The 12,436-nt window shown below is 62.6% G+C and carries 12 protein-coding genes and 1 pseudogene; 5 read left to right on the top strand and 8 right to left on the bottom strand.

What is annotated here, in order from left to right; translation table 11 throughout:
* Together H7688_RS22260 and H7688_RS22255 are read left to right on the top strand one after the other, a co-directional pair.
* A pseudogene (locus H7688_RS22260) lies at positions 1-623 on the top strand (cytochrome C); the annotation flags it as partial.
* Between the two features lie 82 nt (positions 624-705).
* Entirely contained in the window at positions 706-987 is a 282-nt protein-coding gene (locus H7688_RS22255) for a hypothetical protein (protein WP_183363457.1), read from the top strand.
* A gap of 421 nt (positions 988-1,408) precedes the next feature.
* Here the strand turns inward: H7688_RS22255 and H7688_RS22250 are convergent, their stop codons facing one another.
* The 4 genes from H7688_RS22250 to H7688_RS22235 form a co-directional block, all read right to left on the bottom strand.
* Positions 1,409-3,094 (bottom strand): FAD-dependent oxidoreductase, encoded by a 1,686-nt coding sequence (locus tag H7688_RS22250; protein WP_183363456.1) that lies wholly within the window; start codon positions 3,092-3,094, stop codon positions 1,409-1,411.
* Positions 3,095-3,168: 74 nt separating this feature from the next.
* Complete coding sequence (locus tag H7688_RS22245; RefSeq protein ID WP_183363455.1) at positions 3,169-3,861, bottom strand: class I SAM-dependent methyltransferase; 693 nt, start codon at positions 3,859-3,861, stop codon at positions 3,169-3,171.
* Entirely contained in the window at positions 3,858-4,100 is a 243-nt protein-coding gene (locus H7688_RS22240; protein WP_183363454.1) for a hypothetical protein, read from the bottom strand. Before H7688_RS22240 ends, H7688_RS22245 begins: the two co-directional genes overlap by 4 nt.
* Before the next feature lie 69 nt (positions 4,101-4,169).
* Positions 4,170-4,433: a GSU3529 family protein gene (locus H7688_RS22235; RefSeq protein ID WP_246329926.1), complete on the bottom strand. Its 264-nt coding sequence runs from the start codon at positions 4,431-4,433 to the stop codon at positions 4,170-4,172.
* A 260-nt stretch (positions 4,434-4,693) separates the two neighbouring features.
* Between H7688_RS22235 and H7688_RS22960 the strand changes: the two genes are divergently transcribed.
* Entirely contained in the window at positions 4,694-4,864 is a 171-nt protein-coding gene (locus H7688_RS22960; protein WP_183363453.1) for an FmdB family zinc ribbon protein, read from the top strand.
* Between the two features lie 173 nt (positions 4,865-5,037).
* Here H7688_RS22960 and modA read toward each other — a convergent pair whose 3' ends face one another.
* The 3 genes from modA to H7688_RS22215 form a co-directional block, all read right to left on the bottom strand.
* The gene (gene modA / locus H7688_RS22225) at positions 5,038-5,781 is read right to left on the bottom strand and encodes a molybdate ABC transporter substrate-binding protein (RefSeq protein WP_183363452.1); all 744 of its coding nucleotides are present in this window, start codon (positions 5,779-5,781) and stop codon (positions 5,038-5,040) included.
* A gap of 308 nt (positions 5,782-6,089) precedes the next feature.
* Complete coding sequence (gene mobA, locus H7688_RS22220; protein WP_183363451.1) at positions 6,090-6,680, bottom strand: molybdenum cofactor guanylyltransferase; 591 nt, start codon at positions 6,678-6,680, stop codon at positions 6,090-6,092.
* 10 nt (positions 6,681-6,690) lie between these two features.
* The gene (locus H7688_RS22215) at positions 6,691-6,879 is read right to left on the bottom strand and encodes a twin-arginine translocase TatA/TatE family subunit (protein WP_183363450.1); all 189 of its coding nucleotides are present in this window, start codon (positions 6,877-6,879) and stop codon (positions 6,691-6,693) included.
* Between the two features lie 323 nt (positions 6,880-7,202).
* Between H7688_RS22215 and H7688_RS22210 the strand changes: the two genes are divergently transcribed.
* Both H7688_RS22210 and H7688_RS22205 read left to right on the top strand, forming a co-directional pair.
* On the top strand, positions 7,203-8,183 hold the full coding sequence (locus tag H7688_RS22210; RefSeq protein WP_183363449.1) for a carboxypeptidase-like regulatory domain-containing protein: 981 nt from the start codon (positions 7,203-7,205) through the stop codon (positions 8,181-8,183).
* Positions 8,184-8,624: 441 nt separating this feature from the next.
* On the top strand, positions 8,625-10,289 hold the full coding sequence (locus H7688_RS22205; RefSeq protein WP_183363448.1) for a methyl-accepting chemotaxis protein: 1,665 nt from the start codon (positions 8,625-8,627) through the stop codon (positions 10,287-10,289).
* A gap of 423 nt (positions 10,290-10,712) precedes the next feature.
* Here the strand turns inward: H7688_RS22205 and H7688_RS22200 are convergent, their stop codons facing one another.
* Entirely contained in the window at positions 10,713-12,395 is a 1,683-nt protein-coding gene (locus tag H7688_RS22200) for a methyl-accepting chemotaxis protein (RefSeq protein WP_183363447.1), read from the bottom strand.
* Positions 12,396-12,436 lie beyond the last annotated feature (41 nt).

The following is a 12,436-nucleotide window of genomic DNA, read 5'->3' as shown; positions in this document are numbered from 1 at the left end:
GCACCATGAACAACTGGTCCGGGGCACGCTTCGAGTCCTACTCGGGCGGCGGCGGGGCGCACCTGTCGCACGTGGCGAAGACGGCCAAGGCTTCGGAGGGGTGGAACAACTGCACGCCGTGCCACAGCGGTGGGGCTGCCAGCCACCTCATGACGCTCCCCATCAAGGACCACCAGGCGAACGTGACTGTTGCCGTCGATCTCCAGTACCGCTTCTCCGCGGGCACTGCGCCGCTGTACGATTCCGGGAAGAGCTGCTCGAACGTATCCTGCCACGCGGTGAAGACCGGCAGCTTCAGCTACTACTCGTACAACGCGGCAACCGATGAGTACGACTTGATCACGGTGAACTACGGTGGTGCGCAGCGTACCCCGGCCTGGAACGTGACCGGCCAGCAGTGCGCGGCTTGCCACGGCAATCCGCCTGCGGACGGCAGAGTCTGGCACAGTGGTCACCACGGCAACCAGGGGCTGACCTCGAGCCTGAATCAGTGCCAGTTGTGCCACCCCGACGTGAGCAGCGTGAACGGCCAGGGGACGACGATCACCAACCTGGCGCAGCACCGAAACGGCACGCTCAACGTGCAGGCAACCTTCAAGTCGACCTGCTTCGGGTGCCACTAGGACTAGGGAGGGCTCGGACCGCTGAACCCGGTCCGAGCCGTGCTGAAGATACCAGCGGGAACTATGTGAGGAGGATATCCGCATGAAACGATTTGTGACGATCTTGATCGCGTCCGGCTTTATGGGAACGCTGCTGTTGTGGGCCACGGTGTGCGCTGCGGAACCGGTACCCGGGGGGACGACGCTGGCCACGGAAAGTGACCTCCCGTCGCTGCCGCCCAGCGGCAAGGTGGTGAGCGATACGGCCCCGCCCAAGGCGGTAGTGGGCATGATCTGGGTGGATAGTACCAGCAACATCGAGTACATCTTCGACGGCAGTAACTGGGTGCCGCATACTGCCGCGGTCGAGCAGCCGCCGCAGTAGGGGAGGGTAGGTAACGGCGGCGCAGGCGCGTCGTTAAGTTTACGCAGGGAAACTCCCCATTCGGACGGCAGTTCGGCAGGTGACGCCCGATTCCGTCTCGTTTCCCTTGATGTCCCAAAGATAAGGCCAGATCCTTTCCAGGATCTGGCCTTATTGTCTAGCCGTTCTTTGTCGTAGCGCTGGTCCAGTTGTGTGCCACCAGCTGGGTCGTAACCGATCAGCCCTTCCCACAGCCGTGCAGCGCTCCGAGCCTGCACAGGACCACCACCAAAAGCACTGCCAGCCATGCCATCCCGACCGCGCTAATCACGACTTCCATAACCTTCCTCCTTGTGCCAGCCGCACACCCGCCGGACCGCGTTCGCTCAGGGGCTTTTGCGAGGCCCCTCGTTGCGGCTACTTACCTGGACCAGGACGCAACTCACGAGCCGAGGGGACCTCTCAGTTCGTAGGGCCAAGCCAGTATCCCACCGTCCAGGAATCCGGCCTTGGTAAAACCGGCCCCGTTCAGGATCTGCTGCGCCTCATACCCTCTCAGGCTGATCTTGCAAAAGGCGATGATCTCTTGATCCCGGGGGAGTTCAGAGAGACGGTCGCGCAAGGCACCCAGCGGGACCAGTGTCGCTCCCTCGATGCCCACTTCCTGAAATTCTGCCGGGGAACGCACATCGAGGAGGATAAACTGCTCGCCCTGGTCCAGCTTGCGTTTGACCTCCTGTGGGGCGAAACCTCTGGCGATGCCGACCAGTTTGTTCTTCATGATGTCCGCCGCGACAATCAGGTTGTCCATGGCGGCGGAGTAGGGCGGCGCGTAGGCGAGATCTGCCTGGGCCAACTGCTCGACGGTCGCGCCCAACCCGATGGCGAGCGCTGCGGCGTCGAGGCGCTTGGCTACCTCCCCTTCGCCGACCGCCTGCAGCCCGAGGAGTTTTCCGGTCCCTTGCTCGGCCACCAGCTTGAGCAGGATCGGTTTTGCACCCGGGAAAAAATGGGCCTTGTCGGGAGCCGGTGAGAGCACCGTCTCGACCGAAAAGCCGTGCGCCAGGGCCTCCGCTTCGGTGAGCCCGGTCTTGCCGGCGGTGAGCTCGAAAACCCTGACGATGCTGGTGCCGTTCACGCCGCCGAAGCGGGCCTCGCCTCCGACCGCGTTGATCCCGGCAACCCGCCCCTGTTTGTTGGCGGTGCTTCCCATGGGGAGGAACACGCCTTTGCCGGTGACCCGGTGGGTTGTCTGGCAGCAGTCACCGCAGGCGAGGATGTCAGGATCGCTGGTGTACATCCCGGCATCGACTGCCAAGGCACCCGTGCTCCCGATCTCGAGCCCTGCGGCACGGGCAAGCTCCACGTTGGGGACCACCCCCGTTGCCAGGATCACCAGGTCGGCCGGCAGTTCCGCCCCGTCGACCATTACCTTCTCGACCTGCTCCTGTCCGGTAAACCCGGTTACCCGGCAGCCGGTGCGTACCTCGACCCCCGCGCGGGTCAACTGGCGCTCCACCTTGACCGCCAATTCCGGATCCAGCACCCCGGGCAGCACCTGCTCCTTAAGCTCGAGCAGGGTAACGCGCATCCCTTTCTGGCACAGCGCCTCGGCGGTTTCCAGGCCTATGAGGCCGGCCCCCAGGATGCACGCGGCCGCGCCCGGGAGCGCATGACTGCGCAGCAGTTCGGCGTCCTCCAGTGTCTTCACCGTGGCGATCCCCTTCAGGGTGACCCCCGGCAGTTTGGGAACTACCGGCGCACTGCCGGTCGCCAGCACCAGGCGGTGGTAGCTGAGCCGGGAACGCTCCCCGCTGACGCGGTCCTGCAGCTCAAGGGACTTCGCTGCTCGGTCGATGGACGTCACCTCGGTGTTGGTTCGGACGGTAACCCCTTTTACCTTGCGGAAGAAGTCGCTGTCGCGGACCACCCCCGCCATGGTGCTCATGAGTTCCTTGATCCTGGGTACCGCGTCGGACACGTAGTAGGGGATACCGCAGGCCCCGTAGGAGATGAAGGTGCCACGGTCGATCAGCACCACCTCAGCCTCGGGGTTGCTCCTTTTTGCCTTCGAGGCGGCCTTGGCGCCGGCGGCGTTGGCGCCGATGACCACGATGCGCTGGTTCATGCAATACTCCTTTGTCGACGGGTCTGAAGAGGCGCCGACAGCTGATGCCACAGGTTTCGGGTGTGGTGGCGGGCCTAAAACAGGGAAGGGAGAGGACGCAACAGGTTCAACCGGCGTTCCGCATCGAGGAGGATCCCCTCGGTGGTGCGGTGCTCCTCCAGGAAGGCCCGGACCGCTTTCCGATCGAAGCCGGGTGCCTGGTGCGCCTTGGGAAGCATGTTGATCAGGAAGTCCTCGAGGTCCCGGAACAGGACCTCGGTCCGAAACAGCACGGTCTCCTCGGGGAACCACCCGGGAAGTGCATGCATGGCACGAATGGCTGCATCCTGGGCGGGGCGCTCGTCGCCACTGCCCGCAGCAAACCGGAGCTTCGCCTCGATGAACGACCCCTGGTACCCCGGCTCGATGACGACGATGTTACCGCCATCCCGCAGCAGGTGCGCCGCGCCCAACAGGCTCGCCTGCATCTCCTGGGGGGGGACATGATGCAGGGAAAGGGTGTAGAAGACCAGGTTGAAGCTCGCCGCAGGAAACGCCGGAACGCTCCCGGACATCGGCAGGTACTCTATGTTGGCGGCTGCGTTGGCCTGGCGGGCCTGTTCCAGTGCGGCAGCATCCGGATCGATGGCGACCACCCGGCGGGCGTGGCGGGCCAGGTCCCCGGTGATCCTGCCCTTGCCGCAGCCGATCTCGAGGATCTCCTTGCCATGGATCTCGGTGTGGGACAGGATGGCAGCGATGAACTGGTTCTTCGGGTCCTGGATCACGGCATGGGTTCCTCGGGGGGAGCGCTCTCGCCTGCGCTGCGGGGCGTGGCCTGTCGCGCCTGCTTCTCCGCCAGGCACCGACGTGCCTTGTGCACCATCTCCAGTTCGGTTGCGTTCAAAAAGTGCGGGGAGCTGTCGTTGCCCAGCGACTTGAATATTTGGTAGCGGGTACAGCTTGCAAAGTCGCCGCGACAGAGCCGATGCTTGATGATCTCTGCGGCTTCCGGCAGACCCTCCATACAATCATCAAAAAAACGACAACATTCCAATAGTTCACATGACATGATGCAGAGCTCCGGTTTGACGATTCACTTCTGGAGAATTTCGCGGAGGGTAGCCTGAATCGTTGCCGTGCTGGTGCCGCCTCCGAAACATCCCATTCCAGCATAGGGATCGTAATCGCGGATCTCGGCGAGCAGGCGTTCAAGCAGCGCAGCTTCACGGGTATAGCGATCCGGGTGCTCCAGTATCGCCTCGAACTCGCTCAGTAGCCAGGTCGGGAATTCGTCTGCCTGGCGCAGTTCCCTCGCGGTGCTACGCAACAGTTCCAGTTGTTCCAACCTGCTCGACACGTGCTCTCCGGGTACTACCGGGTTCGCTACTGCGTTGCGGGGGAGACGTCCTGTTCGCGCCGCACAGGACGTTGGACGGAACTAGGTTCAGGATGGTTTGAAATATATATATTAAAAGCTGAATGTGCAACAAAAAAGCGCAACCTGCAGCTGCCGATGCCGGCAGTTCGGCCAACCTGAGTCGGCGATCTCTGCTTGACAGTGAGTATTAGAAAGGCTATAAGATATGAAAATCTGAATAACCATATGGAGGTGCTTCGATGCCTATCTTCGAGTTCCGTTGCCTGCCGTGCGGTACCCGCTTTGAAAAACTGCAGAAGGGGGATACGACCGAGTTGCCCAACTGCCCAATCTGCGGCGCATCCGAGGTGGAAAAAGTCCTGTCGCCCTTTGCCGCGACCGGAAACTCCAAGTGTACCCCGATTGGTTGAAGGGCCTAAAGGCGCCGGTCCGGCGCCAAAGACCGCGGTAGCTGCTGGAGCTGTCGAGTGAACCGGCAGGGCACCAGCTCCCCCAAAAAGGAAAGGGTCACGTCGTACGGCGTGACCCTTTCTTGCGTTTCAGGGGGTGCTGGCTCTGGCGATAGCCGCAGGAGACGTCTCTGTCATTGCGCAGCGAAGCCATACTTTGCCAGGACCGCCTTGGCCTCGTTGCCGTGCAGGAAGGCGAAAAAACCGGCGGCGTCGGGGTTTTTCGCACCGGGGCCGGTGAGGGCCATCGGGTAGATAATCTTGGGATAGAGGTCCTGGGGGACCGTGAAGAGGATGCGTGCCTGCCTGGCCTGCAGCGCATCGGTGCGGTAGACGAAGCCGCCATCAACCTCGCCGCGCTCGGCATACATCAGGCACTCCCGCACGTCGCGCGCCATGATGAGCTTCTTCTCGAGCTGCTTTTCCAGCCCCACTTTCTTCAAGGCCTGCACGGCGTACTCGCCGGCCGGGACGCTCTTGGGGCTGCCGATGGCAATGCGGTTCAGCCTGGTGAGGTCCCGAAGCGAAGAGGCCTTGCCGGGCTGGCCGGCAAACACCAGGGTGTTGAAGGTGAAGGTGGCGACACTGGAAGGCTCGACCAGCTTTTTCCCCTTCAGGTAGTCAACCCACTCGACGTTGGCCGAGATGAAGATATCGGCCGGTGCACCGCTTTCGATCTGCTTGGCGAGTTGTCCGGAGGCACCGTAGTTTTTCAGGAACCTGGCACCCGGGTGCGACCTGGTGTAGCTGTCGGAGAGTTCGTTGATGACCTCTTTCAGGCTTGCCGCTACCGAGAGGTGGACCTCACCAGCCAGGACCGGGGTTTCACAAAGGGTGAGACAACACAGGACCAGCAGGCCTTGTAACAGTGATTTCATGACGGATGCTCCTTTGGTACGGCGCTCTTTGATAGTGGTTGAGATTCCTGTCGCGATGGATCGGCTGTGGGCTGGCTCCACCCGAACTGCGGCGAGTGCGGCAGGGTGCGGCGTCGGCGCTGTATCTCTAATTACATAACGCGTGCCAAGGTATCCATGAGGTAGCGCGCCCAGTGATTGCAGGGACTTACTTGGGAGCACAGCCGTGCCGACCTGCGGAGGTTGATCAAGAGACCGGCACCTTGCCGAGAAAACCGGCAGGTCTGCTGCCAGTGCTGTCGGCGTCACTTCACGCTCTGGCACGGTGGTTACTTCGCGATGCGGGCGTACTCTTCGGGGGTGTTCAGGTTCACAAAGGCGGTCCCGGCGGGGTCGAGGCGGGAGAGTTCCTCGCCGGCCAGGTAGCGGATCTTCAACTGCGGGTAATAGGCGTAGGCGCAGAACTCGCCTCGCTTGAGTTGTTCCTTGATGGGGTTGAGGCAGCTTTTCGCGTAGAGCGCGAAGAGCGGCTCGAACCCGTGTGCGGTGCGGGGTACCACGGCGTCGTGCCCCTCGCGCAGGGTGCATATTTTCTTGAGGACTTGGGCGCTGGGGTAGGCGAGATCGCAGGAGGCCACGAAGACGTAAGGGGACGGCGCCTGGGAGAGCCCGGTGTAGAGCCCCCCGAGGGAACTGCCCGGAAACTGGTCGGCAAGGATGGGAAGGCCGTAGTCGGCAAAACGCTCTTCCCGGTCACCCACCAAAAGGATCCGGGAAAACTGGGCCCGAAAGAGTTCCAGCACCCCTTCGAAGAGCGGCCGGCCGGAAACGGGCAGGAAGGCCTTGTCCTGGCCCATGCGGCGGCTCTTGCCACCCACCAGGATGACCCCGGTTACTTCCCGTTCCCACATCTCTGGCATAGCGATACTCTCAGCCCTTCGATTCCGGCTTTTCATCCTCTTTCGGATTGATGATCTTGCCGTCCTCTTCGCTCGCCTTCTTGAAATTCCTGATAGCGCCACCCAGGGAGGAACCTAATTGAGGAATCTTTCCCGGACCAAAAATCACCAGCATGATGACCAAAAGTACGATAAGTTCCGGCATCCCGAATCCAAACATCTGGCACCTCCTCGTCTGACTGTGGATTGCTCGACGGCCCTTTGTTTATACCAAAGGGGTGGGGGACTGTGCAAGACGTTTAGGAAATTTTAAAGGATCTTTTGACGCCTGCCCGTCCACCAGAGCGTCGAAGTTTGCCGGGCCTCTCCGTGAGAGGAACATCGGGGACTGCCCCATGTGAACCCTTCAGGGTTAGTATTATTAGAAAACATTTACTTTGCCGCTCTTTGTGCTTTATTTTTACCTGGGCGCACGACGACCCGCAGACTACCAGGAGCCGGAGGCCGCGTCGCGACACCGGCTACCTCACGAGGAGAACGACCATGAGCGGATGCGGACAGGTGAAGGTAATCATGCTGGCAGTTATCGTTGCGCTGGTGGGAGGGTGTGGAGGCGGCGGTGGTTCCTCTCCGGGGGGCGGTTCGGCGCACCAGATTTCCGGGAGCGTGCGCAACGGAGGTACCGGGGTTTCCGGCGTCCGGGTCGCCCTGGGTGGTGCGGGGAACCAGGTCGTCTTCACCAATTCCACCGGCAACTACCGCTTTGGCGGCCTGGGTAACGGCAGCTACACGGTCTCCAGCACCAAGAAAGACTACTCGTGCCTCCCCCGCAGCGAGAGCCTCACGGTCAACGGGTCCGACCTGGTCGCCTCCAACGTCACCGCCACCCCGAACCCGCCGGTGTTTTACGTGGTCGACGACACGAACCACCTGGCCCGGCTGGACCTCAACGCGCAGAGCGTCACCATCATTGGCGACACCCAGACCTTCCTCAACGATATTGCCTTCGACCCGAACGGAAACCTCTACGGGATTTCGGGAGACCAGCTCTACCGCATCGACCTGCAAACTGCCCAGGTCACTCCGGTCGGGCCGTTGGGTACCAGCGATGCCACCTCGCTGGAATTTAGCGCCAACGGCACCCTGTACACCGCCAATACGGCCCTCTACAGCATCAACCCGTCGACCGGCCACGCCAGTTTGCTGGGGAGCGGGGGCGACATCCAGTACAAGTCGAGCGGCGACCTGGTTTTTTTGGGGAACCAGCTCTTCCTCACCTCCATCTACAACACCTCCAGCAACGCGCTGGTACGCCTCAACCCGGCATCAGGCGTGGCGACACTGGTTGGCACGATCGACTACCCGGACGTCTTCGGCCTCTCCTCCAACGACCAGGTCACCCTGTACGGATTCAGCGGCACCAAGGTGCTCGACATCAACACGACCAGCGGGAAAGGCCGCGTCATCTGGGATACCCTGGGAGCTAACGGACTCACCTCCATAAACGGAGCCGCGGCACGCTGATTCGCAAGTACACGCTGTAGTAAAACGCTCCAGGGCCGGATCGCCAGATCCGGCCTTTTTTGCCCTTTAAGTGACTTCGGGAAGGGCGTCAACTGAATCCCCTCTCCCCCTGCGGGAGAGGGGCCGGGTGAGGGGGAAAGGGGCCACAGCTAGTGCTGATGGCGCTGTCATCCATCTTTCGGCCCCCTCCCGGCCAGGGGAGGCGGGGAAGTGGTTCCCGTGCCCGATGCCGCGAGCCGTCGTCCTCTTGTTTTATTGAGTAGAACCGAATGTCGATAAAAAAACTAAAGATAGCCCTAGGGAATCCGATAGTGATTCGGTAAAGCAAATCTTACCAATCGCCCCCGACGATCTGCCTGTTTTACAACGAAAGTACCTGTCGGTAGCCACAGGCTCGCACATGCCGCAGCTGCTTTCTGAACCGAAGGAAAGGAGACAGCCATGAAGTGGTTTTACAACCTGCCGGTTTCGGCAAAACTCTTGTCCGGATTCATAATGGTGGCGCTCATTGCCGGCGGCATCGGCTACCTCAGCATCTCGAAGCTGAATGCTCTCGAGGCGACCGGGGAGGAGCTTTTCCTGCACAACACCAAACCGCTGGGTGATCTGCTCGACGTCTCCACCGATTTTCAGAAGCAACGCAGCTACCTGCGCGACCTGGTGCTGGACCGGACCCCCGAGGAGCGCGCCAAGCACCTGGCTGCGCTTAAGGAACTCGACAAACAGATCCGTGACTCGCTCAAATTGGTGGAGGACCAGGCCCGCACCCCGGAGCTCAAGAAGGCCGTTACCGCCGTGAGCGGTAGCCTGTCCGGGTTCGATGGTGTGGCCCAGAAGATCGCCTCCCTCGCCCAGGCAGGGAAGAGCGAGGAGGCGTTCAAAGCGCTGCGCGACCCGGCAAGCGCCCAGGCGGTGAAGGTTGCCGACGATGCCATCCAGGCCCTCTCCGATGTCGAGGTAGAGCACGCCAAGCAGAAAAATGATCTCAACGTGGCCACCGGTAAGGCCGCAATCCGGCTTACCGTGATGCTGGTCCTGGGCGGGGTGCTCCTGGCCATTGGCTTGGGCATCCTGATCTCCCGTTTGATCAGCGTGCCGCTTAAAAAAGGGGTGGAGTTCGCGGTGGCCGTGGCTGGTGGCGACCTGACCCAGAAGATCGAACTGGACCAGCAGGACGAGGTGGGCAAACTGGTTGCCGCCTTGAACCTCATGGTGGAGAAGCTGCGCGAGATCGTTACCGAGGTGAAAGCCGCAACCGACAACGTCGCCGCAGGGAGTCAGGAACTCTCTTCGGGCTCGGAAGAGATGTCCCAGGGGGCGAGCGAGCAGGCGGCCGCTGCCGAGGAGGTCTCTTCGAGCATGGAGCAGATGGCATCCAACATCCGGCAGAACGCCGACAACGCAACGCAGACCGAGAAGATGGCGACCAAGTCGGCAGCCGACGCCCGTGAGGGGGGTGCCGCGGTGCAGGAGACCGTAGTCGCCATGAAGGAGATCGCCGGGAAGATCAACATCATCGAGGAGATCGCCCGCCAAACGAACCTGCTCGCCTTGAACGCGGCGATCGAGGCGGCGCGCGCCGGCGAGCACGGCAAGGGGTTTGCGGTGGTGGCGAGCGAGGTGAGGAAGCTTGCCGAACGCAGCCAGAAGGCCGCGGCGGAGATCTCGGAGCTCTCGGCCCACTCGGTGGGGGTCGCGGTTCGGGCCGGGGAACTTCTGGCCAGCATGGTGCCGGACATCCAGCGTACCGCCGACCTGGTCCAGGAGATCAGCGCCTCGAGCAAGGAGCAGGACAGCGGGGCGATCCAGATCAACAAGGCGATCCAGCAACTCGACCAGGTAATCCAGTCCAACGCCGGTGCCTCGGAGGAGATGTCCTCGACCGCAGAAGAACTCGCCTCCCAGTCCGAGCAGCTGCAGAGCACCATCTCCTTCTTCAAGGTGGAGGATCGGCACACAGCCCGGTCGGCCCCCACGACGAAGGCCGTCGCCCGGCCCAAGCTGAGCCAGGCGAAACTGCCGGTGCGCGAGGCTGTGCTTTCCCGTGCGGCAGGCGCGAGCCTCAGGCTCGACACCGGCAGCGACGAGGCCTTCGAGAAGTACTAACGCACCAAAAGCATCGGGGGAGCGCCCAGTTGAGGCCTCCCCCGCGCCGCTTCCTCCCCCCACTCCCCGATAGCCCCCCTCGCCCTGCTCGTTTCCTTTCTCCCCATCCCGTTGTCCGGCATCCACCCCCTTTCCGAAGGGGATCATCAGGCTTGCGTCGACCTGCCAGATGCGCCATGCGAGGGACAACCATCAGCGCCTGGTCGGGCGCGTCTTCCGGTGGGGAAGGGGAGTACGATGCTCAGGAGTTGATCGGGGTCTGGCGCGCCTCGCTCTGGGCGGAGGCCATACGCGGGAACAATTTTTCAAGAGGCAGGAGTGGGGGCTTAACGTTATCGGACCGCTGCAGTTGGTACCGGACGCGAAAAGGGCGCCATGGCGGCGCCCTTTTGGTTGTGAACAGCTGCGGGAAGTTTTGGAGACCTAGCCCCGGAAGTGGCGCACCAGTTGGTCCAGTTCCCCGGAGAGCCCGGTGAGGGCTGCCGCGGCCCCCTCGATCTCCCGGGAGTTCTGCGCTCCCAGGCTCACGGTCCCGGAGATTTGCTGCAGGCTGTCGGTGATCTCGCGGGTGGTGGCCGACTGCTCCTCGGCCGCGGTGGCGATCTGGTTGATCTGCTGGGTGACCTCGACGATGCGGCGCTGGATCTCCTCCAGCGCGTGCCCTGAGCGGGCCGCCTCGACGGTGCCGGAATGCACTTCCTGAACCCCCTGCTCCATCGCCTGCACGGCCTGCCGGGTCTCCGCCTGGATGCTGCGGATCATCTGGCTGATCTCGTGGGTCGCCTTGGTGGTACGGTCGGCCAGGGCACGGACCTCGTCGGCAACCACGGCGAAGCCGCGTCCCTGCTCGCCGGCACGGGCCGCCTCGATGGCGGCGTTCAGGGCTAAAAGGTTCGTCTGGTCGGCGATGTCCTCGATGGTCGCCACGATGCTGCCGATCTGGTCGCTGCGCACACCGAGCTGCTCCACCACCGCCGCCGAGTGCTGCACCCTTTCCGCGATCCGCTCCATCCCCTCCACGGTGTTCTGGACGATGCGCGCCCCTTCCAGGGCGGTCTGGCTCGCGAGATCCGAGTTCTGCGCGGCCAGGTGGCAGTTGCTGGCGATGTCGAGACTGGTGGCTGCCATCTCCTCGCTGGCGGTAGCCGCGGTGTTCGCCTGGCCCACGATGGTCTCGGTAGAGTTCGCCATCTGGTGCGCGTTGCCGTTCAGCTGCACCGCCGAGACCGTGATGGCCTGGGCGCTCTCGTTGACCCGCTGCATCACCTGGTGCAGCTGGTCCACCATCTGGCGCATGGCGCCGTAGATCCCGCCGCGCTCAGGATCGAAGCGGTGGCCGAGGTTGCCCTGGGCCACCTCCTCCGCGATCCGGGCGAGTTCGGTAGGCTCGGTGCCGATCTGGCGCAAGAGCCGCCGGGTCACCAGCACCGACCCGAGAGAGGTGAACAGGAGCATCCCGACAACCGCCGCCACCATCAGGTAGACCTGGTGTTTGTGCTGCTCTTCATGCAGCCGGGCGGCCTGTTGCACCTTGCGGTTCAGGTCGTCCACGTAGTTGCCGGTGCCCACCACCCAGCCAAACGGCTTGAAGAGCTGGGAGTAGCCGCGCTTGGGTTGCGGCTCGGTCTCGCCCGCCTTGGGGAACCAGTAGTCGGTGAAGCCGCCGCCGGCCACACCCTGCTTGATGATCTCCTGGATCAGGTACTTTCCCTTGGCATCCTTGGCGTTCATCCGGTTGGTACCCTCGACCGGCTTGCCCAGGAGGACCACGTTGACCCCTTCGGTGGTGTCGGCCCAGAAGTAGCCGCTCTCCCCGTACTTCATGCCGCGCAGCAGATCCGCCCCCGTCTTGCGGGCCGCCTCGGGGCTAAGCTCCTGGCGCTGCTCCATGTCGGCGACCTTTTGCAGCATGGTAAGGGCAGACTGGACCTCGCTCTTGGCCTGGTTGTCGAAGTCGCTGAACAGGGATTGCCGGTACGATTCCATGAACTTGTGGTAGGAAGCGTTGTACTGGGTCAGCGCGATGAGGCTCACGACCAGTGCCGTTCCGATACTGCTTAAAAGAACCAGGCTCAGTACCTTGGCTCCGAATCCCATTTTTCCCATTTGTTTCTCCTTTCTCCGTGCACCTACTGGCAGTACTGCTG

This window comes from Geomonas limicola (genome assembly GCF_014193675.1).
GTDB classification, from domain to species: domain Bacteria; phylum Desulfobacterota; class Desulfuromonadia; order Geobacterales; family Geobacteraceae; genus Geomonas; species Geomonas limicola.
This window is presented reverse-complemented; position numbering and strand designations above follow the sequence as displayed.

Coding starts and splice junctions, on each gene's coding strand:
- H7688_RS22215 (WP_183363450.1), bottom strand. CDS start 6,879: ATGTTTGGATTCGGGATGCCGGAACTTATCGTACTTTTGGTCATCATG.
- H7688_RS22960 (WP_183363453.1), top strand. CDS start 4,694: ATGCCTATCTTCGAGTTCCGTTGCCTGCCGTGCGGTACCCGCTTTGAA.
- H7688_RS22250 (WP_183363456.1), bottom strand. CDS start 3,094: ATGAACCAGCGCATCGTGGTCATCGGCGCCAACGCCGCCGGCGCCAAG.
- H7688_RS22255 (WP_183363457.1), top strand. CDS start 706: ATGAAACGATTTGTGACGATCTTGATCGCGTCCGGCTTTATGGGAACG.
- modA (WP_183363452.1), bottom strand. CDS start 5,781: ATGAAATCACTGTTACAAGGCCTGCTGGTCCTGTGTTGTCTCACCCTT.
- mobA (WP_183363451.1), bottom strand. CDS start 6,680: ATGCCAGAGATGTGGGAACGGGAAGTAACCGGGGTCATCCTGGTGGGT.
- H7688_RS22240 (WP_183363454.1), bottom strand. CDS start 4,100: ATGGAGGGTCTGCCGGAAGCCGCAGAGATCATCAAGCATCGGCTCTGT.
- H7688_RS22210 (WP_183363449.1), top strand. CDS start 7,203: ATGAGCGGATGCGGACAGGTGAAGGTAATCATGCTGGCAGTTATCGTT.
- H7688_RS22205 (WP_183363448.1), top strand. CDS start 8,625: ATGAAGTGGTTTTACAACCTGCCGGTTTCGGCAAAACTCTTGTCCGGA.
- H7688_RS22200 (WP_183363447.1), bottom strand. CDS start 12,395: ATGGGAAAAATGGGATTCGGAGCCAAGGTACTGAGCCTGGTTCTTTTA.